Origin of the sequence: Zhengella sedimenti, from assembly GCF_046506625.1 — a bacterium.
GTDB lineage: Bacteria > Pseudomonadota > Alphaproteobacteria > Rhizobiales > Rhizobiaceae > Zhengella > Zhengella sedimenti.
This window is the reverse complement of record NZ_JBKFFP010000013.1, coordinates 1-25,840: the sequence shown is the minus strand read 5'-3', so window position 1 is coordinate 25,840 and position 25,840 is coordinate 1. Positions and strand designations below refer to the sequence as shown.

Genomic DNA, 25,840 nt, shown 5'->3' with positions numbered 1-25,840 from the left:
GCCTCCAAATAACTGATTTGGCGCTTTGAATCTGATTTGCTACGTTAAATCCACGCTATCAATGGGTTTTGACCCTAAGGTCGTCGATGACGCGGCCGATTCGGCGGCGGCGCATTTATGGACTGGCCCATGGTCAGTCGATCGCTCGTTACCCAGCCGAATATGCGCCGCGGATCAAGTCCAATCGCCAGATTGAGCCAGCCCTCTTCCGTCCAGATGTAGCTGATGTCTGCGCCCCAATTCTAATCAGGACCGTTTCAACTGAAATCATGGTCGAGAGTATTGCCGGCAATCAGGCCGCCATGATTGCTGTCCGTAGCCTCCTTGTGGTGACGTTTTTTCTGATACAAGGGTAACATCGGTCTCAGCCGCAACATGATCCGCCCGTCTGGATCGGCGGGCACGGGACCGTGCCATACGAGCAGAAAACACAGCAGTTGCCGGGCTTCGGCTTCAAGACAGTGCCGCATGACTTGCACTCGTAGAGCCATTGGCACGCATCTTTCGGCATCGTTTCCATCTCGACATGATCGCAAGACGGACAGCAGATCTTACTGGTGAGAATTGTCTCTTTTCCAGTCATTGAGCATCCAAGGCTGGCTTCATATTGGTGACGTATAGCAGATCAGCCCGCGGCAAGCAGCCGCAGGACCAACCTGAGATATGCCAGCACGCCGAACAGGTCGACCGGCGACTGGAACACGATAACGACGATCACAACCCGCCATTCCGATATTACCGCTATTGATCCGGTCCAGAGACCGATCCCCAACTCGATGAAGAAGTAGACCCCGGTCGAACGTCAGGCTGCGTTGTAGCTGGTGAACACTTTGGTGCTGCCGTCGTGTCGGATGAGGAATACGTCGTAGGCCTCGCGTTCGCTCTCCGGCCCCATCCCGGGCGAGCCGTAGGGCATGCCCGGCACGGCAAGACCGATTGCATCAGGGCGTTCCATCAGAAGCCGCCGGATATCGGCGACCGGCACGTGACCCTCGACCATATAGCCATCAATGCGTCCTGTGTGGCAGGAGACCATGCTCCGCGGGATTCCGTTCTCCGACTTGTAGCGCGCGAGCACTGCCCCCTCGCTCGCCTCGAGCGTGACGGAGAAGCCATCGCGCTCGAGAATTTCGATCCAGGCCGAGCAGCAGCCACAGTTCGGGTCCTTCAGCACATGCATCGACGGTCCTCCAGACTGGGCCAGCGACAGCCGGGGCAGTCCCGCAAACAACACCGTCGCGCTGCCGATCAGCATTCCGCGGCGAGAGATAGTATCCTGAAACATGTAGTTCTCCTTTGGTGATCGAAGTTGGGTGCGCTCAGAGGTCGATCCGCCTGAGCCGAAGCGCATTCGTGATGACCGAGACCGAAGACAGGCTCATTGCCGCCGCCGCGATCATGGGCGAGAGCAGGAGGCCGGTCAGTGGATAGAGCACGCCCGCGGCGACGGGCACGCCCGCGGCGTTGTAGACAAAGGCGAAGAACAGGTTCTGCTTGATGTTCCTGAGCGTGGCGACGGCCAGTTTCCGCGCACGGACAAGCCCCACGAGATCGCCGCGCATGAGCGTGATGCCTGCGCTTTCCACGGCCACGTCGGCGCCGGTGCTCATGGCAATGCCGACATCGGCGGCCGCCAGCGCAGGCGCGTCGTTCACCCCGTCGCCCGCCATCGCGACCGACTTGCCTTTCGCGCGCAACTCCTCGACCAGCTTCTGCTTGTCTTCCGGCAGAACGCCCGCGCGCACCTCGTCGATGCCGAGCTTCGAGGCCACAGCTTCGGCGGTGCGGCGGTTGTCGCCCGTGGCCATTATGATGGTGAGACCCAGCGCGTGCAGGTCGCGGATCGCCGCCTCGGTCGTCTCCTTGATCGGGTCCGCCACGGCGACGATCCCCGCGAGCGTTCCATCCACGGCGACGAACATCGCCGTCTTGCCGTCGGCGCGGAGCGTGTCGGCCTCCGGCTCGGCCTCGTCTGTCACAAGACCGAGTTCCGACATCATCGCCGCATTGCCGAGGGCCACCCTGCGGCCGCCGACAGTGCCGTGAACCCCTTTGCCGGTAACCGCTTCGAAGTCCCGTACGGCATCGAGCGTCAAGCTCCGGTCCTTCGCGCCGGCCACGATCGCTTCGGCGAGTGGATGCTCTGACCCGCGCTCGAGGGCAGCGGCAAGGCCCAGCACCTCCGCCTCGTCGCCATGAAGCGCCACAACATCGGTCAGTCGCGGCTTGCCTTCGGTCAGCGTGCCGGTCTTGTCGACGATCACGGTGTCGACCCGCGCCATGCGCTCCAGTGCCTCGGCGTCCTTGATGAGCACGCCCGCTTGCGCACCCCGGCCAGCTGCGGTGGTGATCGAGATCGGCGTCGCGAGCCCCAGCGCGCAGGGGCAGGCGATGATCAGGACCGACACGGCCGAGGCGATGGCGAAGGCCAGCGCCGGCTCGGGCCCGGCCCAGAGCCAGACGCTAAAGGCAACGATAGCCACCAGAACCACCGTGGGCACGAAGATCGACGAGACCTTGTCTGCGAGCCCTTGGATTGGCGCCCGCGAGCGACGCGCGCCTGCGACCATATCCACGATCTGCGACAGCACCGTGTCCGCACCGACCTTCGTCGCGCGCACCGCCAGCGTGCCGTTCTTGTTGATCGTGCCGCCGGTGACGCGGTCGCCCTCAACCTTCTCCACCGGCACCGGCTCGCCCGTGATCATGCTTTCGTCGACCGATGACCGTCCCTCGACCACCTCGCCATCGACCGGGACGCTGTCGCCGGGCCGCACCCGCAGCAGGTCGCCTTCCACGATGTTCTCCAGCGGCGCGTCGTATTCCGACCCGTCGGGCAGGATGCGCCGAGCGGTCTTGGGCGCGAGGTCCAAGAGCGCCCGGATCGCGTCGCCCGTGCGCTCTCTCGCGCGCAGCTCCAGCACCTGGCCGACGAAGATCAGCGCGACGATGACGACGGCAGCCTCGTAGTACGTACCGACGCCATGGCCCATCCTATACTCTTCCGGAAACACGCCCGGTGCGAAGGTCGCGACCAGCGAGTAGAGATAGGCGGCACCGACCCCGAGCGAGATCAGCGTCCACATGTTCGGCGAGACATTGCGGATCGAGTCGATCCCGCGTCGGAAGAATGGCAGCGCCGCCCAGAGGATCACCGGAGTTGCCAGTACGAATTCCGCGTAGACCGACAGGCGGTGGCCCATCCATCCGCGCACGTCGAGCCCGATGAGTTCGCCCATGGTGATGATGACGAGCGGCACGGCCGCCGCCGCCGAGATCCACATGCGTCGCGTGAAGTCGACGAGCTCGTGGCTCGGCTCATCCGACGGCACCATTGGCTCCAGCGCCATGCCGCAGATCGGGCAGCTGCCCGGCTCGTCGCGGACGATCTCAGGATGCATCGGACAGGTATATTGCGTGCCGGGCTGGGCCCGCTGTCCGGCCTTCTTCGCGTTGCCTGAGGCGTAGAAGTAGGGGTCGGCGTCAAATTTCTCTTGGCAGCCGGCCGAGCAGAAATGGAACGTTTCGCCGCCGTAGTCGCGCGTCCGCGCGCCCTCTTTCATCTCGACCTGCATCCCGCAGACCGGATCGGTCGCGGTATCGGCGCCCGGTTTGATGTCGGAGGCAGCGTGATGGTGACGGTGGGTTGCCATGGAGTGATATCCTTTCCACCCTGATATGCGGCCTCCAGTCGTTGGAAGGTCAAGAGGTGGGTTCGTGTCTTTCGTCTTGTGCAGAATGGTGGCTGCCATGCGCCGCTTCGCGCGGTGGCGGGTTGAGCGCGAGGAAGTCGCGCTCGAACAGGAAAACGGCGGTCATGCCGGTGAGCGCGATGACGACGATCAACGGGTCGCTCTGCCATTTGAGCGCGGCGAAAGCTGCGAGGACCACCGCGTCCAGCCCTATCGCCGTCATCAGGATCCACCCCCGCGCGCGGATCTCCTCCCGCAGGGTCCGCCAGACACCCCAGTGGATCAGGATGTCCATGACGAGGTAGAAGAAGGCCCCAAGCGAGGCGATCCGGCTGAGGTCGAAGAACACCGTAAGCGCGCCGGCGATAACCACCGTATATACGAGCGTATGGTCGCGGATCGTGCCCGGCATGCCGAAATGGCTGTGCGGGATCAGCTTCATGTCGGTCAGCATGGCCAGCATCCGCGACACCGCGAAGATGCTGGCGATCACGCCCGAAGCGGTCGCGACCAGTGCGAGTGCGACGGTCAGGTAGAAGCCGATCCGTCCGAGCGCGGGCTCCGCCGCTTCGGCGAGCGCATAGTCCTTTGCCGCCACGATCCGATCGAGGGGCAGGCTGGAGCCGACGGCGAAGGCGACGAGTAGGTAGACGACGACACAGATCGCGATGGAGGTGACAATCGCGCGCCCGACGTTGCGGTGCGGGTCGGTGACCTCGGCGCCGCTGTTGGTGATCGTCGTAAAGCCCTTGAAGGCCAGGATCGCGAGCGCCACCGAGGCAAGGAAGCCCGCAGCCGCGCCACCATCCGCGCCTTCCGCCGCCTCGAACGAGAAACCGCCGGCCCAGAGCCCGGCGATGCCAAAGGCCGCGATGCCGCCCACCTTGAGCACCGCCATGAGCTGCGACAGAAAACCCACGGAGCGGTTGCCTGCCGCATTCACGAGGTAGGCGAAGATGATGAGGCCCACGCCGATGGCGGGGACCAGCCAGCCCTCGGGCTCCAGATCGAGCCCCCGCAGCAGATATGTGGAAAAGGTCCGTGCAACGAGGCTTTCGTTGATAACCATCGACAGCGCCATCAGCAGCGCGGCACCGGCCGCGACTGTCGTCGGCCCGTAGGCCTTGGTCAGGATCATCCCGATCCCGCCCGCAGACGGCCAGGCGTTGGACATCTTGACGTAGGTGTAGGCGCTGAATCCCGTCACCACGGCGCCAGCGACAAAGGCCAGCGGGAACCACGGGCCGGCGAGTTCGGCGATCTGTCCGGTCAGTGCGAGAATGCCCGCACCGATCATTACGCCGGTTCCCATTGCCACTGTGTCGAAGAGCGACAGGCTGTTTTTCTCATAGACAGAGTTCATGATCGCGTTGCCCCTCTGCCGGTCTTCGGTTGGCTTTCCTCGTTCGAAGCAGGGCTACGCCGAAGCGCGAGAATTAGAAAGGGAAGCCCCGTGACCAGTCCCAGTCCGAGCGTAACAAATTCGGCGCCTCCGAATGTGCCCTTCATCGCGGCGCTTCCGAAATGCGCGAGCACGAAGCTCGCGGGGATGATGCCCGCCATCGTTGCCAGCGCGAACCGCCAGAAGTGGAGACGGCTGAGCCCGGCCGCATAGCTCATCGCGTCGAAAGAGACGAAAGGTAGGAGACGACTAATGAAAACCGTGAGCGTCAGTGCGTTCTGCGAGCCGAGTAAGCCGTAATTTGCCCTTTCACCCAGAATACGCTCGACAGGCTCACGCCCCAGTCCTCGGGCAATGAAGAACGCCGTAAGTGCGCCGATCTCGGATCCGAGGGCGACATAGAGGGTGCCGGCGTAATGGCCGTAGGCCGCGCCCGCCGCCAGCGCGATCGGTGCGCTAGGAATTGGACTGGCAACGACCGCGATCGTCATGAGGGAAACGACCGCGAGCGGTCCCAAAGGTCCGGCACGCTCGACCCATGCCACAACCTTCGTCCGGTCGATGTCGAGCGACCACCATCCTGCCGCCGAGCCTAGAATGCCAAGCATCAGGATGATGCCGACTAAAGTGACGGCGCAATTTCCGAGGGTGAGGGCGGACGTCTTTTCTTCGTCGCTTTCCTGGGGCATGTCAGGCAAAATTCCTCCCATATGGAGACAAGGCCTCGGCCAACGAAACGACAGGCACCCCCCGAGTGTGCGGGCCGGGCAAGAGCAGTGGTAACTCGGACTCAGTTGTTACCCGTCCGACCCTGACCCGGTGTCCCCATCATTCCGCCATTGCCCATTATGCCGTCGTTCGGTCCAGGCATCACGGCATCGCGCATGGTTTCCATGCGCTCCATCATTTCAGCGGGCTTCACGATCTCTATCACTGATACTGCGCCGTCACCATCGTCGTCGAGGAACTGGAAGCGGTCGACCATGGCTTTACGCAAAAGCGCGCTGTGCAGGGTTTCGAATTCACTCAGCGACAAGGAGCCGTCGCCATCGGCATCGTATTCCGTCAGCAGGGCCTGCAGTCCTTGATTGGCCTCCTGGAAAGTCACCGCGCTATCGCCATTGGCGTCAAACAGCTCCATGGGCATGCCCATGCCAACGATTGATACGCCACCGCCCATACCGCCATCGCCACCCATCATCGGCGCGTGCATTCGCATCATCATCTGCATCATGTCGTGATTACCGGTACCCGCACCCTGCATTGCGGGGACACCTTGAGCACTATGGCCATGCCCTCCTGCGGCCAGCGCGGCGCCGCCTAAGGACATCACAACGGCAGTAGCCGCCACAAGTTTCGCTCCAGTTTTCATTTCTGCATCCTTTCTCTGACGAAACGTCCAACTGACGTGGGAAAATAGTAGAGAACGCCAAGGCTGCGTCATTTCCAGTTTTGTATCCGCTCGTCGCAACGCAGGTGCCTGAGACAAAGCGTTACAAATCCAATGCTGACCTTGTGTCGCTTGGCTGCCAAATGAGAAGGATGATTAGTTTGCCGCATATACTCGTCGTTGACGATCACCGCCAGATCCGGGACTCGGTTACCCGATTCCTGGAACGAAATGGAATGCGGGCGACAGCCGCGAAGGATGCCCGGGAAATGGACGAGAAGCTCGCAAAAGGTCACTACGACCTGATGGTGCTCGACGTCATGTTGCCGGGCGAGGACGGGTTTTCTGTCTGCAAACGCCTGTCGGCAGAGACACGGCTTCCGATCATTATGCTCACGGCGCTGGGGCAGGATCACGACCGCATCGTGGGTCTGGAGATCGGCGCAGATGACTACCTCCCGAAACCGTTCAATCCGCGCGAGCTTCTTGCACGAATCAAGGCGGTACTCCGCCGCGCCGGGGAAGAAAGGCGAGAGGCCGGGGCGCTTTCGGGGCGTATCCTTCGCTTCGATGGTCTGACGCTGGACACAGACACCCATGTCATTACCGACCGGGCAGGCACTCACGCGCAACTGACGACGGCGGATTTCCGGCTCTTGACAGTTCTTCTTACGCGCCCGCGCACTGTTCTGAGCCGTGAGCAGCTTCTCGACCTCACTGCCGGGCGGTCGTCAGGGCCGCTCGATCGCACGATCGACAACCAGATCAGCCGGTTACGGCGCAAGGTCGAGACGGATCCGCTGCATCCGAGGCTCATCATAACCGTTCGGAACCACGGCTACAGTCTGAATGCGGATGTCGAGGTGGTCGCATGACCCGGCCATGGATAGGCAGCCTGCGGGCGCAGCTGGTGCTTCTCATTCTCGGAGCATTGGCTATTGCCCAAACGGTAAGCCTGTGGCTTTTCGCCGACGAACGCAGCCTGGCCGTTCGCGCAGCCCTGGGTTTCGAAGCAGCGGGGCGCGCGGCCAACGTCGTACGCCTTTTGGAAGAAGCGCCGCCGGATCTTTCCGCCTCGATCGTGCGGGCAGCGAATTCGCCACTCGTTCGGTTCGACCTTTCGCCCCTGCCAAGCGTTACAGCACCCGACCACCATCACGCAGCCTATATCGAAACGCGTGTCCGGGCCTTGTTGGACGACAGCTTCAGTCGGGATGTCAGGGTCAACCTCAGGGAATCCAAAGTTCCTTTACATCCGATCCCCAACCTTTCCAAGGAAATGGTCCAGATGCATCAAGAGATGATGCGTGGCCGGATGCAGGCGGTCGAGTTGACCTTGTCGATTGCATTGACCAACGGCCAGTGGCTAAATATCGATACACGGTTCGAACGCCCGCCGCTGCAATGGCCTCTTTCCTCTTTTCTGGCTTTCGGATTGACGGCCGCGCTCATCCTCATGGCGGCGTTCTGGTTCGTCATGACCCGATTGATCGGGCCCCTCCGGGGACTTTCGCGGGCTGCCGACAAACTGGGGCGCGGCGATTCCGTTGATCCGCTGCCGGTTGCAGGTCCCGACGAATTGCGGCACCTCACCCGCGCGTTCAACCGCATGCAGGACCGGCTGACGCGATTTCTTGCAGATCGCACCCGGATCCTAGCCGCTGTCAGCCATGATCTGCGCTCACCTCTTACCGCGATGCGGTTTGATGCCGAACTGGTCGATGACGAGCAGGTCCGCGAGAGCCTGGTTGCCTCGATCGACGAAATGCAGGCCATAGCGGAAGCCACGCTCAACTTCGCTGAAGGGCTCATGGGACGCGAAGCTTCGGAGCTTGTCAATTTGCCCGACTGGCTCAAGGCACTTGCAGGCGACAACGCTACTCCGTTCGAACTGACCGGGGGCCCGTCGATGACGGTGCGCATACGTCCCCTCGCGCTCCGCAGGGCCGTGCGAAACCTGGTCGAGAACGCCACCCGTTACGGGGGCGGCGCCACGATAAGATGGCACAACACGGGCGACCAACTTGTGATCGAGGTAATTGATCAGGGCCCAGGGATTCCTGAGGAAGAACTTGAAGAGGTGTTCGCACCGTTTCATCGACTTGAAGCGTCCCGCTCTCTCGAAACAGGGGGGTACGGGATGGGTCTCGCTATCGCACGGGCGATCATACGGGGACACGGCGGCGACATCAGGCTAGAAAACCGTGCCGAAGGCGGGTTGAAAGCTTCGATCTTCATCCCCTTAACTGAGGGCGTACCCATCAACAAAGAGAAAGAGTAGAAGGAGTCATGAAATGAGACAAATGGCAATTTTGGCTATCATTGGTCTAACGACGCCAACACTGGCCGTCGCGGACCCTGGCGAAAACTGGCAAGGAGGATATGGTCACATGATGTGGGGTGGTGGATACGGCATGTTTGGCGGACTGATGATGATCTTGTTCTGGGGCATCGTCATCGCCCTGATCGTCTTTGCGGTGAAATGGTTCACCGACAACCAGAGCGGTGGAAATCGTGGAAAGCGCGACGCGATCGAGATACTGCGCGAACGCTTTGCTTCGGGTGAGATCGACGAAGAAGAGTTCGACCGCCGGCGCAAGGCGCTAGAAAAGTGAGACGGGTACACTTGGGGCGCGCGCGCCGCTGAATAGGGCCCGCCGCGCCACGGAACGAGCGCGAGAGCGCGTGGTCAAGGTGGCTTGGCTATGTGCTTCTCTCTCTCCTCTGCATCGTCGAGCGTGGCTATGAACCGGTCAATCGTCAGCAGTTCCGGCAATACGATGCCGACCCGTGCGCAAGCTCGTAGTTTGCGTTGAACGAAACACCGTAGCGCCGGAATTTTTCCAGTTAGCGCGAAATCGTGGGATCGGCCCGAGTCCAGGCGAGTTGCATGGGTGTGACGTCCGGCAACAGATCAACCACGCGTAGCGCGAGATCTATGCGTTTATTGCCGTTGTTGACGCCGGTTTCGATCGGACCGGAATGCGTGAAGTGGTGATTTCGTTCGAAAGCACAAATGACAGCACTACGCTCTTTGAGACACATGAATCGCGAAGAACGGGCTCGAGCACATATCTGGAAAAATACACCCTTGCCGACGGTGTTGAAGGCGGTGGCTTTGGTGACGTCCCGATAGGTGGTGTAGCTGGCGGCATTGGTCGCCGCACTCTCCGGCATTGCCGGACTGACCAGAGCGCCACGACTGGCAGGCTAACGAGGGTATTATCGCTGGCCATGTAACGGGCGCGCTGAACGGCCCACCCATAATTCTGTGTTGGCATCCGGGTTCAGACTACCGGTCGAGGAAATCCGGAGCCTGATGCGCGACGGGCGCATCACCTCGAAGACCGAAGCGGGCGAAGGCGAAGACCAGGGCCGCTGGCGGATTACGTTCTACCATGCGGAACATGCGTTCCGTCTGGTCCTGAACCCTGACCACACGATCCGGTCACGGGGGACATTTCCGGTTCCCGCGCGTGGTCCTTGAAGTTTACGTCCAGGCGAAAAACCGCGGATCGGCGATCTTGCGTCAACCTGGCGTTAACCTTTGTCAACCCCAGGCTTGAGCGCTGTTCGTTTCAAGATCCACGCCGCCATAGCGGTGGATCCGACCCGGGATGCTCGCGGCGCCAGAACGCATCCCCATGGGACGTGCGGGTTTCCCTAGGACTTCGACTTGCCGACATGGCGGGCGACGGGGTGAACGACGCGCCGGCGCTGGCGGCGGCGGAAGTTGGCATCGCGATGGGCACGGGGGCCGACGTGGCCGTGGAAAGCGCAGGCATCACGCTGCTGCGCGGCGACCTGACCGGCATCGTGCGGGCGCGCAACCTGGCGCGGGCGACGCTGCGGAACATCAAGCAGAACCTGTTCTTCGCCTTTGTCTACAACGCCGCGGGCGTGCCCGTCGCCGCGGGCGTGCTCTAACCGCTGACCGGAACCCTGTTGTCACCCATGATCGCGGCTGCGGCCATGAGTCTCTCCTCGGTTTCGGTGATTTCCAATTCGCTGCGACTGCGCCGTATCGACCTCGATACTTGACCTTCCAGCGAGTAGAAGGTCTAACTGAAGGCCATGCGCATGTTTCTCGCGATTTGCCTGGCCTTTGTCTTCGTGCTCGTCCATCCGGGCGTGCCGACCGGACCTGCACTTGCGCGACAGGTGGAGGCGGCAGCCGTCACCACCTCTGCCAATACGGACGTCCATGGCCATGACGAAGGTCACCTTGTCCTGACAAATGAAGGGCACCCTTGCTGTCCGGGCATGGCTGCCGGAGCCGTCACCCAGGGCAAGGCCAGCCATTGCAGCCTTGATGGCGGGTTCATCGCCTCGCATCCGGCGGGTCTTGCTTCGCGGGGCGCCTGCTTCCAGGTGCCGCCGGCTGCCCTCAGGCTCCAGGCGGCAGACCCTGCGGCGATCCTGCATCCTCCCATGTCCGCCTGATCCGCCCGGCCGTCCGCCATTGGCAGGGAAGGCCGCGATCACCAGAATTGAATGACGGACGATTGTCCGTTCGGCATGACAAGAGGATACCACCATGAATATCGGCCAGGCGGCGCAACGCGCCAACCTTCCGCCCAAGACCATCCGCTATTACGAGGACATTGCGCTCATCAAGCCGGATCGCGCCGAGAACGGCTACCGGGACTATTCGGAGGCTGACGTTCACCGGCTGCGCTTTCTCCAGCGGTCCCGCAGCCTCGGCTTCACGATCGAGGAATGCCGCACGCTGCTTTCGCTCTACGAGGACAAGCACCGCGCGAGTGCGGATGTGAAGGCACTGGCACGGCAGAAGATCAGCGAGATCGAGCGCAAGATGGAGGAGCTCAAATCGCTGCGCGAAACGCTTTCCGTGCTGGTGGAGCATTGCCATGGCGATGACCGGCCGGATTGCCCGATCATCGAGAGCCTTGCCGGGGAAAGCGGGCGATGAGCGGGCGGTTCGTGCTGGCGGGGTTTGCGGCGGTTGCCGGCGCCGATGATCCGCGGGCGGGAGGGAACCTTGCCTTTGGTTGCACGCTTTGCCGGGTGAGCCGGACATGGTGATCCTGTGCCTCGCTGCCGCACCGCGCATTTCCCTACCGTCAAGGAACACCCGTCATGACCATTGACCGCCGCGGTTTTCTCGCCGCCACGTCCGCCGCCGCCGCGTTTCTGCTTTTCCCTGGCACCGTAGCCGGAGCCGCCGGGGACCGCGTCATCGAACTCAAGGCCATGCCAGCGGATGGCCGGCTGGCGGGTCCGGACGGGCCGGTCTCCAGCCTCTGGACCTATAACGGCGTTTGTCCGGGGCCGGAAATCCGTGTCAGGCAGGGCGACCGGGTGAGGGTGCGCCTGGTCAATGCCCTGGAGGAGCCGACATCGATCCACTGGCACGGCATCCGGATCGACAACGCCATGGATGGCGTTGCCGGCCTGACGCAGGAGGCGGTTCCGCCGGGCGGCACGTTCGACTACGATTTCGTCGTCCCGGATGCCGGCACCTACTGGTATCACGCCCATACGCGAAGCTGGAACCAGGTGGGGCGCGGGCTTTACGGCGCACTGATCGTCGAGGAGCCGGAACCGGTCTATCCGAGGGCAAGCGATCTGGTGCTCGTGCTGGACGACTGGCGGCTGACCCGCGAGGGCGTGCTGGAAACGGCCAGCTTCGGATCTCTGATGGACTGGAGCCATGGCGGAAGGCTTGGCAACCATGCCACGGTGAATGGCGAGAGCCGGCCGGTTCTCGCGCTTGCAAGGGGAGAGCCCTCGCGCCTGCGGCTCATCAACGTCTGCAATTCCCGTATCCTGGCGCTCGATCCCGCGCGCCTCGGCGCGCGCATCCTGGCATGGGACGGTCAGCCGCTCGGCGAGGCGGTGGTGCCAGGTGGCGGCCCCCTGCCGCTCGGGCCCGGCCAGCGCGTCGACCTTCTGGTCATCCCGAGGGACGATTTCATGCTCGACGAGGTTTCGGGCGACCAGCCGTTTCCGCTCGCCGAATTCCGGGTCGGTGGCGAGGCGGTGTCCGGCACCGGCACGATGCCGGCACCGCTGCCGCCGAACACGCTGCCGGAACCCGATCTTGCCGGCGCGGAGGTCATCAAGGTGGACATGCGGGGCGGCGCCATGGGCGGGCCTGTCTCCATCACCCACAAGGGCAAGGTTCTTGACGGCGAGGATTATCGCAGGACCGGGCAGGTCTGGGCCCTCAACGGCGTTGCGAACGCCATGGACAAGCCGATCGCTTCGGTGAAGCGCGGCGAGACCGTGATCATCGAAACAGCCAACAACACGGCGTTCGATCACGCCATGCACATCCACGGACATCATTTCCGCGTCATTTCCGTCAACGGTTCAGGGATGGACGACCGCCAGCCCTGGCGTGACACGTTTCTCGTGGCGCCCGGTCAAACCGTCTCCATCGCCTTCGTCGCGGACAATCCCGGCAAGTGGCTTTATCACTGCCACATGCTGGAGCACGCGGCGGCCGGAATGACGTGCTGGTTCGAGGTGACATCATGAAGTCGATCAATCGCAGAACCCTTCTCGCAGGCACAGGTGTGCTGGCGCTTGCCGCAGCCGGTGGCTACGGTCTCACGCGCAGCCGGGTCAGTGCCGAGGCGCTGGCAGACGGGCGGAGCCGGCTGGCCATGCCGCCGCTGCTCGATACGACTGGAACCGGCAGGCTCGACCTGACGGCCCTTGCCGGAGAAACGCGTTTCCTCGGCGGCGCTCCGTCCGTCACCTTCGGTTACAACCAGGCCTATCTCGGCCCCACCATCCGCATGCGCAACGGACCGCTCGCGGCGCGGGTGCAGAATGCGCTGGACGATCCGGTGACGGTGCACTGGCACGGGCTGATCGTGCCGGGCGAGCATGATGGCGGCCCGCATTCGCCAATCCGTCCAGGCGGCGTCTGGTCGCCGGACATGCAACTGGACCAGCCGCCCGGAACACCGTTCTACCATACCCATGTCCATGGCCAGACCGCCAGCCACGTCTACCGCGGACTGGCCGGCGTCATCCACCTGGAAGATGGCCGTGATGATGAACGCGGCCTGCCGGCTTCCTACGGCATCGATGATCTCACACTCGTCCTTCAGGACCGGCGTTTCGATGAACGGGGCCGGATGGTCTATGACCTGTCGATGATGGACGTGATGCACGGCTTCACGGGCGACACGATGCTGGTTAATGGCCAGGCCTCGGCTGTTGCCGTCATTCCGCGCGCCGTGGTCCGCCTTCGCCTGATCAACGGGTCCAATGCCCGGATCTACACCCTGTTCGCCGAAGACGGGCGGCCGCTTCACCTCGTTGCGAGCGATGGCGGATACCTGCCGGAACCGGTTGCCCTCGACGCGCTGCGTCTCGGGCCGGGGGAACGGGCGGAGGTCCTTGTCGATTTCACTGGAGGACAGCCGACGACACTGATGAGCCGGGACGACCCCAACCAGGGCCCCGCAGGCATGATGGGGCGCTTCGGCGCTATGATGGATGCCGTGATCCCCGGCTCGTTTCCGGTCATGCCGCTGCTGGTGGACGAAACCCTGCCGGCCCGCATCAGCACCGTCCCCGACCGTCTTGCCGACGCGCTTCCGGACCTGGCGGGGCAGGTCGTGGCGACGCGTCGCTTCTCGCTCGACATGGGTATGGGTGGCATGATGGGCGGAATGATGGGCCGTGGCGGAATGATGGGCGGTTTCGCGATCAACGGCCGACCCTTCGACATGAACCGGATCGACCTTGAGGTGAAGCGCAATACGGTGGAGCGCTGGGTGGTATCAAGCCCTATGCTGTCACACCCCTTTCATGTTCACGGCGTTTCATTCCAGGTCGTCCGGGAAAACGGTGTCGCACCTCGGCCCGAGAGCAGGGGCTGGAAGGACACCGTGGTTGTGCCGGCGGGCGGCGAATCGGAATTGCTCGTCCGCTTCACGCAACCCGCCAGCCGTGAGACGCCTTACATGTTCCATTGCCATATCCTTGAACATGAGGATGCCGGCATGATGGGCCAGTTTACGGTCGGTTAGAGCAGCCCGCCTCAACTGCGCAGGTATTTGATCAGGGCGGCAATCGCCAGCACGACAAGGATGAGGATCAGCAGCCACTGTATGAGCGGGTCAAGACTGGTGGCAGGGGGTGCCACGCTCGGTATGAGATCCGAATCGGTCCATAGCAGGCACACTTCGGTGTAGTAATATTCGAAGCCGATCGTCAGAAGCATGCTCGTTGCCATGTAGATGGCCGCCGGCAATGGCTGCCATGTCTGGAGCCATAGGAGCGAGCGGGCGCACGCCTGTCCGAGTAAGAGGCAGACTGGCGCCGGAATGACGGCCCTGTCTCCACCTTGGAGCGGGCCTCCGGGCCGGCTATCGCGGTTTACAGCGATGCTCCTGATAACCGGTGTGATTGTGGGCAATGAAGGTCTTGTGCCTTGGAAGGCTTACACCCCGCCCATACCGGTCAGACAGGTGGTTCCAGACCGTCATGTCGGCGGCGCCAGAACGCATCCCCATGGTGCGTGCGGGTAGCCCTAGGACTTCGACTTGCCAACATGGCGGGATCCGGCGCTGAACGGGAGTGTCTTGGTTCCTGAGTGGCGTCGTCGAGTCAGCCATTCCTTGCCCTGGACCGCTGTTCTGGCAATCCTTTCGCCCTCGATCATGCATGCCGGGTCATCGGCCGGTTCCACTGTCACCGGTGCCATCGGCAAGGTACGGCAACGGGGCAGGAGAATGCGCGAACGCTCTTCGCACATCTGACAGCCAAAGTCCGTTGAAGCGCCACCCTGGGTCGGGTCGCTGCGAGCCATGGGGCATGTCGACGTGACATCCGACTGACGCCATCGATTTCTTGTGCGCCCTTGCCAGGGCACGCAATGGTGACGTGTGTGAAAGCCGGCGGGCACCTGTTGGTTGCGATGACTGTTCGTAGCCAGCCCCGGAGCGAGGTCGACCATTCAGGCCGTGTATCTGACCGATTCTCAGTCATCTGTCTCATGACGCTATACGTAACTATACTACCTGATCGGAGACAAACCCTATCAACTGACGCGCTTGCGATCACGGGTGATGCGATTGTGCCGCATGACATGGGATGGAAATGCTCGCCGAAAGCAGGTCCGCAGAAGGCGCGGACGTGACGCCATGACAGGGGTGCTCAGCGTCATGAGCGCGCCGAGGTCAGACGACCGACGGCTTCATGGGTGAGCGACCCGGATATGGGTGCTCTTGCGGCGACATGGTGGGTTTGTGACATCGTCGGCAGGTCCGAGACCCGGCCCCCGTGTGGGGACATGAACAGTCGCTTGGCTGGCTATCTTCGGGTAACCGCGCCAGCGTGTTCATGAGCCTGGCCGGGGCAAGGTGAGACCATACAGATGACCCCGGCGTTCTGGGCCATTGGACCTCTTCAAGCAGCTTCACGGTCAAGCAATCCGATCTTGGTGTGTGAACAGGCGTTTCAGCCGGATCCGATGCGGCGTGACTGCCAGGCCGGCTCTCCCTGTGACGGGGGAGAGGGGGGCTTGGCTGGTTAAGCCTTAAACAGAGGACCGCGAGGCCGGCAGAACTTTTTGCTGCCATCTCGTTAGAATTTGATTGACACGAACGTTAGGTTTTGATAGTAACGAAAAAACTGGAGATCGACCCATGGCACTGACAAATGCAGAACGGCAACGGCGACACTACGAGCGGCGAAAGCAGGCAATGCGCCTGCCTGGGGACGACACGAGCCCCATACAGAAGATGCCCTTCTTCGAGTTCTTCGGCAGCGACCCGAACGCGAGCGAATTTGTCATCCCGTTGAGGCTGGCGAACATCGAACCGCCCGTGTTCGAGGATGACAAGGGTGCGGCTTTTCCGGATGACCTTGCCGGTCTGGATCTGCCGTCGGCCAGCAACTCGGTCGAGCGCGCAGAACTGATCGTGGACTGCCTGCTTGATGCTGCCGCTGGTCTTGCGGGCGTCATCAACCGTTACAAGAAACAGGAGATCGACCGGGGTCTGGCGAGCAACGAGTCAGGCGACGCGTCTCATCTTATGAAGCTGCGCGAGCATCTTGATAGGAATGCTCGGTGGACCCTGCCGCAATGGAAAGTGAAAGGAGGGTAAGGCAGACAGAACATGTCTGAATGAAATGGGCGTGACCGAGTGGCCGCTCGGTCACGCCAAATCCAAATACCGCTACCTTTGAAGCTGCGTTATCTAGAAAGGACAACTTTATGCCCGAGATTGAGTCCGAATGCAATGAAATTTCTCGCATGATCGAAGATCAGTACAAGAGCGAAATGAGAGAAAAGTTTAATAATTCTTTGAATGCGCGAGAATACAAGAATTATCCGAATAATCTTGATTATTATCAGTTCTTGATTGACAATATTGGATCGAAGGATGAAATTATTCATTCTAATGATCCCATCTCGTATATTGTTATTAACGTTTCTATTATGGAAGAGGCGATTGAGGTTCTTTATAATGTATGTTTGCATTATGCAGAAATAAAAAATAAGTAATGATAATTAAATATTGGATAACATAGAGACGGAATCCAATATTTCCATATAATATCTCGGCAATTGGGGCTGTCTTGAGTAGCGTAGGGCAGTCCCAATAGGCTGACGTTTGTTGTTTCGTCGAGCCAAGCTGGGCTCGGCATCTCGCCGGCATTTGCCGGATGACCAGTGGCGCTCCGCAACACGTGTGCGGAGCGCCAAACCATCCGCCTCGCCTCACACCCGCTAACCCAACCCAGAAGACGAATCGCAACGGAAGCGCGAGCGCGCGACCGGTTGCATCAATGCGCCAAGCTCACTGACAAGGAGGTCGTCGTGAATCTTGATTATCGTGGCAGCCAGGAACTGCGTCTCGCCAGGATCCTTGAAACTGCAGAGTGTTGCGAAATGTCCTGCCTCCGGAAGGAGCGCGAGCTCATGAACGTGAAGTGGTTCGAATACCGTTTCATGTCCCCCGCGAAGGCAACGAGCCTTTTTGCTCAGGAATACAGGGAGGCGTTCAGGCGCTCTTTTGCGGCGAATATTGACTTCCGGCAGGCTGAGAATGTCTCGGGCATCAACTCCAGGACCATGTTCGAGAACCGTCGCGTCCGCACACAGGTGTGGCGGGCGCGGCAGCGCGCAGACGAAACGGGAATGCCTTACAACCATTACCTGTCTGCGGCTTTCAAGTTTGCGGAGCGCCGTCAGCGGAAGTGGCTGCCGCAGCCGAGCCAGCTGCATTTTCCTGATAGCGCACACGAGGCGTGGACGGAATTCCGTGACCGCTATTGGGAGGAATGTCTGCGGGACCTGTCACCTGATGTGGCGAATGACCCGGCGTTCCTCATCGAGAACTATTGCGGTCTGCCAGCCCAGGACGCCTATCGCATGTTCATTGTCGGTGAGGGCAGGAGGCACCACCGGAACGTCGGAGGTCTCCTTCAGACATACACCTTCCAGAAGCGCCAGGTGCCGGCGGAAATGTTTCGCGAGTTGGTGCCGGAGGACATCTACCAGAGCGCCGTCGAGGATACCGAAGCGAGCTGGGAGAAGTGGTCGGAATTGTGTGAACCGACGCAGGAGCTGGAGTGCCGCAAGCACGACCTGTGGCCCAGCTGTCTCGGTCTGCCGAATGTGCAGGACCTGTCGGTGGCGCCGTGCATTTCCTGTCCGTTGGCTGACTTGTGCAGCCGGGTGGCAGCCGGGATATCGCTGAAGCTGGTGGAGCGCCACGGTTCTGACGACCCAGCAGCGGACAGGAAGCGCGTGCAGGCCCGCCTGCGCAAGCAGCGCCAGCGGGAGAGAGCCAAGGCCGCCATGTCAGCAACACCTCCGGCGCCGGAGCGTGTGACACATCTGGTTGTCACGCCTGCCTAGAAGGGAACGTCACGCCTGCCTAGAAGGGAACGTCACGCCTGCCTAGAAGGGAACGTCACGCCTACCTAGAGAGGGACGGCATGCCTGCCTGGAAAGCCCGAAGGTGTCACGCCTGCCAAGGTATAAGTATATTCTATAGATAGTATACAAGAAACCTTGGATGGCGTGACATCGGTCCGGTAATGCTGTCTCCGGGCAAGGGATGACGTTCGCGCGTAGAAGGTAAGAGCTGCCTCCGGCCTCCCGACGTTCACCGCCGTGTTTGGGCGCGCATGACATCGACGCCTCCGCCTCGCTACATCGACGCCTCCGCCTCCCACCTGCATGGCCGGTATCCGTATTTTCCGAGCCTTTGGAGGCGGAGGCCGAGCCGGACGACGCTGCCCGCGCCGGTCCTGCCGAACGCGGTTCGGCAACAAGATTCCGCGGCTGAAGGCGCTCATTCTCACAATGACGTTAAAAAATGTCATTGACATTAAATAATGTATATTATAAGCTGTTTGCAAATGAAAGGACTGCCATGAAACTCGCCGAATACGTCAATTGGAACGGAACAGCCGATCAGCTGGTCGCGGTCGCCACAAGGCTCGCGGCGAGTGACCCCATATTCCAGGGTCAGCCGGCCCCCAACGTTCGTCTCGTGCGTGATTACGTTCAGCGAAAGATCGTCGACGTACCCGAGCGTCGCGGCCGTGAAGCCATCTATTCCTACCGCCATCTGCTCCAGTTTCTGGCGGCGAAGGCGCTCGTTGCCGACAACTGGCCGCTACGCAAGATTGCCGAAGCCTTGCCGCACATGGGCGAGGACCGGCTTGCGGCGCTGATCGGGGGTGAGGTTGCCGGGGCGCGCGTGAAAACCCTGTCCGACGCCGAGAATCCGGCGACCGGTGGGCTCGTGGCAGGCATGATAACCCAGGCGCCGTTCGGTTTCGAGGAAAAGAGTAACGGGGCATCTTCGGACATCGATACCCTTCACCAGCGCTTCAAGGACCATGCCGAAGACATCATGCAGAAGCGATCCGACCTCAGGGCATTCAGTCAAACGTTCATGCTCGGGGCAGATCCGCCGGCCCCGGAAGAGTGGACCGGCTTTCAAATCACGGAATGGATGACGCTTCTTGTCGAAACCGATGAGTTGAAGGCCCTCTCGTTCGGGGATGCCGATTGGATCGGAAGAGCGGTTACCTCGATGCTCTATCGTTACATGACGGAAGAGCGCGGGTAGTCAGAATGTGCAAATCCTCAACATGAAGGCATCAGCGAAAAAATTAAGGAAGAAAAATGGAAAGTAAGCATAAAAAATCAGTAATTCGTTATGAAGAACAATGCAGCAAGGTGATGGATGTATTTAATGCTGTGTCTAATTTGGATGCCCTGCCGGACGAAAACGACGGCAATTGTCAGTCTGTGACATCTGAAGCATATGTGGAGGACGAATACCCTACCTTGGTCGAAATTGTATTCCCCAAGGAGTGCTGGGAACTTCATGGGTGGTCGAGTATCGTTGTTCCGGTCGGCGAAGTATTGCGGTGGGTTGCGAATGAAGATCCGCACTATGGACCTGATTTCGAAGCGATACGTTCGGATTTCTACCCTGAGAACAGCGATGCTTATGATTGCTGGGATCTCGACCCCGACATCAACTGGAGGCCCGACGACAAGCGCATGGCTGAGATCCGTGCTGAGCTTGAAGCCAAGGCTGAACTGCGTCGGCGTCAGGACATGTAGCGGGGCCTGCCGCGTGCACCTTAGCTGGGCTGCCTGATCGAGCGGTCTTGAAGTGTAGTAGCCGATTGGCAGCCCGAGCCTTTTGTTCGGGCGCAGAGGGGTCCCAAGACACTCTTGCGGCCATTGGGCCTATCTCCACAAACTGCCGGCCCTTGGCTCCGCTCTGCGGACTGGGCCGGCAGACCATCGAGGCGAACCAGTGGCCGATGGGTGAGAACGAGTCCTATGGCAGGTCAGCGGGGCTTCATCAGGCGGCGCGACCGACCAGGTCCATCAGGCTGCCGTAGTTAGTCACAACGTTGTATTTCACACGATCCGTCGTGATGCGCTTGCTGATCTCATCGAAGAACTTGCGAGCACATGCCATCTTCAATTCTTCCCTTTCCCGGAACTCCAATGACGCGAGCGCCCCTTTTGTCTCGGCGACGAAGTAGATGTGCCGCACACTGCCAGCCTTGAAGGAAATGGCCCAATCGGGGTTATAGTCCCCGACTGGCGTTGGGATCAGGAAGCCACGCGGAAGTTTCGCGTAAACAACCACCTCGTTGCTAGTATCCAGTTCCCTGACGAAATCTCGTTCAACCTCGGAGTCGATGATCGCATAGTCGTAGACGTGGTTCTTGAGTTTCGCCGTTGCCCGCGAGAAATCCTGGCCGGTTTGGTTTGCGGTGAAGATGTCGATGTCATACCTCTCCTCGACTTCGTCGTAGGTCAGGTGCTCGATCACCATGGCTGCCTTCTGCTCTACGATAATGCGTGAGGCCTCAGCGATAAAGTGTTCCGGGTTCTCGGTGAACTGTTCGAATATCCCCGCGGTGATCTGGCCGAGGATGTTGGCGGTCGTGTCTCGGGTCAGCTGCGCGTTCTCGGCCACCTTGCCCAAGAGGTCATACTTCACGCGGGAATGGATCGAGTTACCATGTTCGGTCGTCGTGTTTGTGACGGCAAAGCCGTCGCTGCTACGAAGCTGGCCGTCCGTTAATCCGTCGCTCTGCAAGCCCTCCTGTATGATGTATTGCAGAGGCGTGACCCGCAGCTGGCTATCCAGCGCGCTGACGCACTTTCGGATCAGTTCAGCGGAGTCGAAATCAACCCGGTAGACCGCCTTGCGGTTGATGCGCGCCCAAAGTTCCTGGAACTCCTTCTTCTCGAAGTTCGCATTGAGAGGATTCGTCTTTGGCTTGCGGCCGTCATCGACCTTGGGCAGTTGCGCATCGCTGAAGACGCTGTCGATGAGCTGGAACACCCGCTCCGCATGAGGTTTGAGATCTTCCGGCAATTCAGCCAGTGTCCCAGTCTTCCGCGCGTCGTGATACTTGTCGACGATGTTCTTGTGGCGATCAACATACCCGTTTTGGACCAGATAGAATTCCAGTCCAGCTGCCATGTCCGCAGTGACCGGGACCGCTCCTTGATCCGCCTGCAGCAGCTTCCCTTCGAAGTAGGCTTGCGTAGCCTGCCGCGGACGCGACGAGAGGGTCTCCGCGATCTCCTTCTGCAGACCGGCCACGAAGTCCTTGTAGCTCTCGCTCGCCACGACGGTCAGCACGTTGATGTCATGCACCACCGCCGGGTGGTCCATCCTGTCCCCGTTCTGGTCGACGCTCAGCCGCAAGCCACGCCCCACTTCTTGGCGCCGGGAGATGGTGTTGTCGCTGTGCTTCAACATGCACATGACGAAGACGTTCGGGTTGTCCCAGCCCTCGCGCAAGGCCGAGTGTGAGAAGATGAACCGGGTGGGTTCGGCGAAAGAAAGCAGGCGCTCCTTGTCCTTCAAGATCAGGTCGTAAGCGTCCACATCGTCGGAATCGACCGAACGGGCGCCAACGGCCGGGTCTTTGAGGCGGTTCGTCTTTTTGTCGATCGAGAAATAGCCGTTGTGGGTCTTGGCTGGGTCGATGCCGGCGAGATACTGCCGATACACCTCGTTATCGATGGCGAGCTCTGAGAGGTATTCGGACTTCAAAAACTCGTACTCTTCCTCGAAGACCCGGGCATACTCGCCTTTCTCATCGGCCTGGTCGTAGTCCCGGTATTTCACCACCTCGTCGATGAAGAAGAGCGACAAGACCTTGATGCCCTGCGCGAACAGCTGCTTTTCCTTGTCGAGATGCGCCTTGATCGTCTCGCGGATCTGGATGCGGCGGATGTCACGCTCGGAGATGTCGCCGTTCGCCTCACCAGCGCGTAGCACTTCGCCATTCGTGAATTCGACCGTGTCATTGACGGCGTCGATCTGGCTGATCGTGAAGCCGCGATACTGGTCCAGCTCGCCCGACTCCACGAACAGGTTGTCCCGGAACTCAAGCCGCCGAAGCTGGCGTCTGATCTCGCCTGACTTCAGCTTCACCTCCATCTCGATCCGCGCCACGGGCGCCTTCTTCGAGATGTCGATGCCTTCGAGATAGAGATAGGCGTTGGTGCCGGCCAGCCCGCGGGTCTGGATGCCGCGCACCGCGATCTTCTTGACCAGCTTCTGGTTATAGGCGTCCAGCGCATCCAGCCTATGAACGCGGTTGTGCTGGGTCCGGTGGGTCGCCGAGTAGCGCATGATGAACAGCGGCTTGAATTTTGGCAGGGCCTCCATCGTCGCCGCGCCTTCCATCTTCTGAGGCTCGTCCAATATCAGGATCGGCCGGTTCGAGGCGATTACGTCGATGGGCTTGCGCGACTGGAAATCGTCAAGCTCCTCGTAGATGCGCCGGTTGTCGGCCCCGCGCGCGTTGAAAGCCTGGATGTTGATCACCATCACGTTGATCCCGGCGTCGGATGAAAAGCTCTCCAGCTCGTGCAGGCGCTTGGAATTGTAGATGAAGAACCGCGCCTTCTTGCCGTAGCTTTCGGTGAAGTGGTCTGCCGTGATCTGCAGCGACTTGTAGACCCCTTCGCGAATGGCAATCGACGGCACCATGATGATGAACTTTGACCAGCCATACCGCTTGTTCATCTCGAAGATGGTCTTGATGTAGCAGTAGGTCTTGCCCGTGCCGGTCTCCATCTCGACGTCAAGGTGAACGCGGGTCGCGGCCAGCGCGTCGCGCTTGTAGGTTGCCGCGACGGGCGCGCGCTCGCCCCGCGCATTGAAGGTCGTGAAGTCCGTCAGCGACTGCGAGACGGGCAGGTTCTGGCGCCGCTGGACCTTCTGGATGTTCTCCAGGATCTGAACGTCGGTCAGGGCGAGGTCGGCGTTCTTGAAGCCTTCCTCGAACGCGCTGGTCTGCGCCTTGCGACCGGGATCGATGCGGTAGGTCAGGCCAGAGGTCATGGGCTGGCCGGCGAAGCAGTCGACCACATCGATGACGGCATTGGTCTGATAGGGTTGGACCTTGAACTTGAGCTTCATGCGATCTTCTTTCTGCAACCTATCTGCAAGACGTGCCTGACGACACACATGCAGAAAGACACAATCCGTTGAATTTGCGTCTTTTTCACAAATTCACTCATTCATTTCTTTCTGCAAGGCGCCATTCCGGCTTGCCTCGTGAACCCACATTAAAAATGCGCCCCTGTCGCCTGAGCTTGGTCAGGAGATTGCTGATCTTGTCCCGCTTCTGTTCCCCGGACAGGGCTTCGCTCAGCTTGTCCATCAGCAGCTTGTCCAACTCGGCGCGATCCGCCTTTCCGAACTTTCCAAGATAGTCGCAGATCAATCGGGCGTAATGCTCATCATCCTGTGCACGGGTGCGGATATACTCCGCTTTGCTGTCGGTCGCGGCTGCCACTTTGGCAGAGACATGGATGTTGGGCTTGCGCCCTTCGACCAGCTTGTGCCTCCTCAGGTGCCGCAGGGCATCGTCCGCCACCGGCAGACGCTTCTGAACCCGATCCAGCGCCAGTACATCCACCAGCGGCAACCCGGCCTCCTGCATCAACAGACGGCTGTAGGCCGGATCGACGACGCGGCCGTGGATCGTCAGGCGTACCATCTCGTTTTCATCCAGGTCATAATCAGGCATCGGGAAGAACCGCTGACGCTGGCGCTGGTAAATATCGAGGATGCCGTACCCCATGTGATCGATCATGTTCAGCTCAGTCATGACCTGCGCCAGGAAAGCATTGCGATACCGCCGGGGCACATGGTCCCGCAGGATGTAATCCTCCGGCTTTCCCTCGTAGAAACCACCAACATTCTCCAGCACCAGCCGATCCGGATACTCGATCACGACGATCCGCCCGGACTGGGCGTAGTCTTGATGCGCGATACAGTTATGCAGCGCCTCCAACACGACCTTCTGGTCGTACTTCGCCACCTCATGCGCCAGTAGCTCGTTCTCCGGAAGGATCCGCAACTGCACATTGCGGATACGGGCGAACAACTGCGTTGTAGCCAGCAGGAACGGCGGACGGAAATGCTCGTAGGCCCGCTCCGCCCCCTCCAGCCGCCAAGTGATCTCTGCGGGATGCGGGCTGAGTCGCCACGCCGCCTCGGCCCTGCCTAACAGCAACAGCGCCGCACGGGTAATCTGACCGTTTTGCGTGACCTTCGCGCGATCCAGTAGCGCGATGTCGGACCATCCCGCAACATCGCCTGCCGCGAAACGGTTGGCGTGCTTGGCTGCGAACCGCTCCCGGGCCACCTTCAGCGCTTGCGGGTCGAGGTCGGCAATACTGGCCCCGGCGACAACCTGCGCCGTCCAGTCTGTCGCCAGTGTCTGCGACCGGATCTCGTCCAACTTGTCTTGGCCAAGTGGGCCGAGGCTTTGTCCCGCCCTGCCGAAGTAGTGCCCCTTCCAGCTAATGGCCATTCCGCGCGGTGCGGCCGGTATCTCGAACAAGATCACGCGGCCCAGCGGATGTCTCAGCACGTGTATGTCCCGGAACGTGAAGCTCCCAGTACCGTTCAGCACCTGTTGCTTGTCAGCCTGCAAGCGCTCGGGGTCTTCCTTGTAGGCCGTGCCGCATACCTCCCGTGTCTTGTCGTCCACGCCGAAGACCAACCAGGCGCGCGCCTCACCACGCAGGTTCGCCTCATTCGCCAGGGCAGAGGAATATTTTCCAAGGTCGTCGCTGGAAAAGCCCTCTATACCACGCTTGAACTCCACGACCTCGCTTTCCCAATCGGCAAGCAACCGGTTGAACAAGTCTGACAGGGCGGAGGGGCCGAGGGGCATGGTCAGATGGATTTCACGTCGGTGATGGGCGAGAGCTGCCGGAAGATCTGTTCGACGTTGATCTTCACCGCGTCCGAGGCGAAGCCGTTGTCGCGGAAGACCACGCGCAGGGGCTCGTGGCCCGCCAGCTCCTTCACCAGATCCTCGGTGATGCCGCGGTCGAAACAGGCGACAAGGGCGTTGTCGTCGACGAAGAACACGGTCTTGCCCTGCACCGTTTCGCGGCGGATGGGTAGCGTCAGGTCCACGCCCCAATCGACCAGCACCTGGAACAGCAGATCCTCGGCTGTGCGGCCCTCCTTCACGTTGTCGACCATGTCGAGCAGGTCGGACTGCTTCAGCTCGTCGGGGCGGTAGTAGACATCCTTCATGTTCGAGGTGTCGACCTTCAGCACCCGGAAGCCGACATCGCGGTTCCAGTCGGGGTGGCATTCGCCTTCGAGGATTTTCTTGCCGGCACGGCGGATGCGTTCGGCCGACAAATCGGCTATCGTCGCAAATCCTTCCTTTGCCGCAGTTGATTTCTGATCTGGCACTTCATCAAGCTGAACTAATATGAACTTCCTATTCTGACCATCCTCTGCGTTAGGGTTCAGACTCAATCATAGCCAGAATGCGACGAGGGTCGCCAGTGCGACGGCGGAGAGAAAGTTTCTGGCGAGC

Annotated in this window: 23 protein-coding genes and 2 pseudogenes; 13 read left to right on the top strand and 12 right to left on the bottom strand. The window is 60.8% G+C overall.

Annotated features, from left to right (window positions below; genetic code table 11):
* Positions 1-110: 110 nt before the first annotated feature.
* From ACLB6G_RS20700 to ACLB6G_RS20670, 7 genes and pseudogenes are all read right to left on the bottom strand, one after another.
* Positions 111-341 (bottom strand): annotated as a pseudogene (locus ACLB6G_RS20700) (IS3 family transposase); the annotation flags it as partial.
* 23 nt (positions 342-364) lie between these two features.
* On the bottom strand, positions 365-583 hold the full coding sequence (locus tag ACLB6G_RS20695; RefSeq protein WP_410358039.1) for a GDCCVxC domain-containing (seleno)protein: 219 nt from the start codon (positions 581-583) through the stop codon (positions 365-367).
* A 219-nt stretch (positions 584-802) separates the two neighbouring features.
* Entirely contained in the window at positions 803-1,285 is a 483-nt protein-coding gene (locus ACLB6G_RS20690; RefSeq protein ID WP_410358038.1) for a DUF411 domain-containing protein, read from the bottom strand.
* A gap of 34 nt (positions 1,286-1,319) precedes the next feature.
* Positions 1,320-3,653 carry a heavy metal translocating P-type ATPase gene (locus ACLB6G_RS20685; protein ID WP_410358037.1) on the bottom strand — a complete coding sequence of 778 codons (2,334 nt, stop codon included), beginning with the start codon at positions 3,651-3,653 and terminating at the stop codon, positions 1,320-1,322.
* A 49-nt stretch (positions 3,654-3,702) separates the two neighbouring features.
* Complete coding sequence (locus ACLB6G_RS20680) at positions 3,703-5,055, bottom strand: APC family permease (RefSeq protein ID WP_410358036.1); 1,353 nt, start codon at positions 5,053-5,055, stop codon at positions 3,703-3,705.
* Positions 5,052-5,783 (bottom strand): TVP38/TMEM64 family protein, encoded by a 732-nt coding sequence (locus ACLB6G_RS20675; RefSeq protein WP_410358035.1) that lies wholly within the window; start codon positions 5,781-5,783, stop codon positions 5,052-5,054. The genes ACLB6G_RS20680 and ACLB6G_RS20675 overlap by 4 nt, the downstream gene beginning before the upstream one ends.
* Positions 5,784-5,884: 101 nt before the next feature.
* Positions 5,885-6,466 (bottom strand): EF-hand domain-containing protein, encoded by a 582-nt coding sequence (locus tag ACLB6G_RS20670; RefSeq protein WP_410358034.1) that lies wholly within the window; start codon positions 6,464-6,466, stop codon positions 5,885-5,887.
* Between the two features lie 170 nt (positions 6,467-6,636).
* On the opposite strand from ACLB6G_RS20670, the gene ACLB6G_RS20665 reads away from it, so the two are divergent.
* From ACLB6G_RS20665 to ACLB6G_RS20655, 3 genes are read left to right on the top strand one after another with little or no spacing between them, the layout of a single operon-like run.
* On the top strand, positions 6,637-7,359 hold the full coding sequence (locus tag ACLB6G_RS20665; protein ID WP_410358033.1) for a response regulator: 723 nt from the start codon (positions 6,637-6,639) through the stop codon (positions 7,357-7,359).
* Complete coding sequence (locus ACLB6G_RS20660) at positions 7,356-8,765, top strand: ATP-binding protein (RefSeq protein ID WP_410358032.1); 1,410 nt, start codon at positions 7,356-7,358, stop codon at positions 8,763-8,765. The genes ACLB6G_RS20665 and ACLB6G_RS20660 overlap by 4 nt, the downstream gene beginning before the upstream one ends.
* A gap of 13 nt (positions 8,766-8,778) precedes the next feature.
* Positions 8,779-9,099 carry an SHOCT domain-containing protein gene (locus tag ACLB6G_RS20655; protein WP_410358031.1) on the top strand — a complete coding sequence of 107 codons (321 nt, stop codon included), beginning with the start codon at positions 8,779-8,781 and terminating at the stop codon, positions 9,097-9,099.
* Positions 9,100-9,331: 232 nt separating this feature from the next.
* On the opposite strand, the gene ACLB6G_RS20650 is transcribed toward ACLB6G_RS20655, so the two are convergent.
* On the bottom strand, positions 9,332-9,661 hold the full coding sequence (locus ACLB6G_RS20650; protein ID WP_410358030.1) for a hypothetical protein: 330 nt from the start codon (positions 9,659-9,661) through the stop codon (positions 9,332-9,334).
* A 94-nt stretch (positions 9,662-9,755) separates the two neighbouring features.
* On the opposite strand from ACLB6G_RS20650, the gene ACLB6G_RS20645 reads away from it, so the two are divergent.
* The 6 genes and pseudogenes from ACLB6G_RS20645 to ACLB6G_RS20620 all read left to right on the top strand — a co-directional run bounded on the left by ACLB6G_RS20645 (position 9,756) and on the right by ACLB6G_RS20620 (position 14,496).
* Positions 9,756-9,971 carry a DUF6522 family protein gene (locus ACLB6G_RS20645; RefSeq protein WP_410358029.1) on the top strand — a complete coding sequence of 72 codons (216 nt, stop codon included), beginning with the start codon at positions 9,756-9,758 and terminating at the stop codon, positions 9,969-9,971.
* A gap of 197 nt (positions 9,972-10,168) precedes the next feature.
* Positions 10,169-10,525 (top strand): annotated as a pseudogene (locus ACLB6G_RS20640) (heavy metal translocating P-type ATPase); the annotation flags it as partial.
* A 39-nt stretch (positions 10,526-10,564) separates the two neighbouring features.
* Positions 10,565-10,927 carry a hypothetical protein gene (locus tag ACLB6G_RS20635; protein ID WP_410358028.1) on the top strand — a complete coding sequence of 121 codons (363 nt, stop codon included), beginning with the start codon at positions 10,565-10,567 and terminating at the stop codon, positions 10,925-10,927.
* 94 nt (positions 10,928-11,021) lie between these two features.
* Positions 11,022-11,417, top strand: coding sequence for a Cu(I)-responsive transcriptional regulator (gene cueR, locus ACLB6G_RS20630; protein ID WP_410358027.1), 396 nt, complete (start codon positions 11,022-11,024; stop codon positions 11,415-11,417).
* Positions 11,418-11,584: 167 nt separating this feature from the next.
* Positions 11,585-12,988 carry a multicopper oxidase family protein gene (locus ACLB6G_RS20625; RefSeq protein WP_410358026.1) on the top strand — a complete coding sequence of 468 codons (1,404 nt, stop codon included), beginning with the start codon at positions 11,585-11,587 and terminating at the stop codon, positions 12,986-12,988.
* Positions 12,985-14,496, top strand: a complete 1,512-nt coding sequence (locus ACLB6G_RS20620) for a multicopper oxidase domain-containing protein (protein WP_410358025.1) — start codon at positions 12,985-12,987, stop codon at positions 14,494-14,496. Before ACLB6G_RS20625 ends, ACLB6G_RS20620 begins: the two co-directional genes overlap by 4 nt.
* 11 nt (positions 14,497-14,507) lie before the next feature.
* Here the strand turns inward: ACLB6G_RS20620 and ACLB6G_RS20615 are convergent, their stop codons facing one another.
* The gene (locus tag ACLB6G_RS20615) at positions 14,508-14,690 is read right to left on the bottom strand and encodes a hypothetical protein (RefSeq protein WP_410358024.1); all 183 of its coding nucleotides are present in this window, start codon (positions 14,688-14,690) and stop codon (positions 14,508-14,510) included.
* Between the two features lie 1,426 nt (positions 14,691-16,116).
* On the opposite strand from ACLB6G_RS20615, the gene ACLB6G_RS20610 reads away from it, so the two are divergent.
* From ACLB6G_RS20610 to ACLB6G_RS20595, 4 genes are all read left to right on the top strand, one after another.
* Complete coding sequence (locus ACLB6G_RS20610) at positions 16,117-16,578, top strand: hypothetical protein (RefSeq protein WP_410358023.1); 462 nt, start codon at positions 16,117-16,119, stop codon at positions 16,576-16,578.
* Positions 16,579-17,294: 716 nt separating this feature from the next.
* Positions 17,295-18,338 (top strand): hypothetical protein, encoded by a 1,044-nt coding sequence (locus tag ACLB6G_RS20605; RefSeq protein WP_410358022.1) that lies wholly within the window; start codon positions 17,295-17,297, stop codon positions 18,336-18,338.
* 520 nt (positions 18,339-18,858) lie between these two features.
* Complete coding sequence (locus ACLB6G_RS20600; RefSeq protein WP_410358021.1) at positions 18,859-19,563, top strand: SAM domain-containing protein; 705 nt, start codon at positions 18,859-18,861, stop codon at positions 19,561-19,563.
* A 56-nt stretch (positions 19,564-19,619) separates the two neighbouring features.
* Positions 19,620-20,066, top strand: a complete 447-nt coding sequence (locus ACLB6G_RS20595) for a hypothetical protein (RefSeq protein ID WP_410358020.1) — start codon at positions 19,620-19,622, stop codon at positions 20,064-20,066.
* Between the two features lie 247 nt (positions 20,067-20,313).
* On the opposite strand, the gene ACLB6G_RS20590 is transcribed toward ACLB6G_RS20595, so the two are convergent.
* The 3 genes from ACLB6G_RS20590 to ACLB6G_RS20580 all read right to left on the bottom strand — a co-directional run bounded on the left by ACLB6G_RS20590 (position 20,314) and on the right by ACLB6G_RS20580 (position 25,659).
* Positions 20,314-23,409 (bottom strand): type III restriction-modification system endonuclease, encoded by a 3,096-nt coding sequence (locus ACLB6G_RS20590; RefSeq protein ID WP_410358019.1) that lies wholly within the window; start codon positions 23,407-23,409, stop codon positions 20,314-20,316.
* A gap of 97 nt (positions 23,410-23,506) precedes the next feature.
* Entirely contained in the window at positions 23,507-25,177 is a 1,671-nt protein-coding gene (locus tag ACLB6G_RS20585) for an ATP-binding protein (RefSeq protein WP_410358018.1), read from the bottom strand.
* A 2-nt stretch (positions 25,178-25,179) separates the two neighbouring features.
* Positions 25,180-25,659 (bottom strand): hypothetical protein, encoded by a 480-nt coding sequence (locus ACLB6G_RS20580; protein ID WP_410358017.1) that lies wholly within the window; start codon positions 25,657-25,659, stop codon positions 25,180-25,182.
* Between the last annotated feature and the right edge of the window lie 181 nt (positions 25,660-25,840).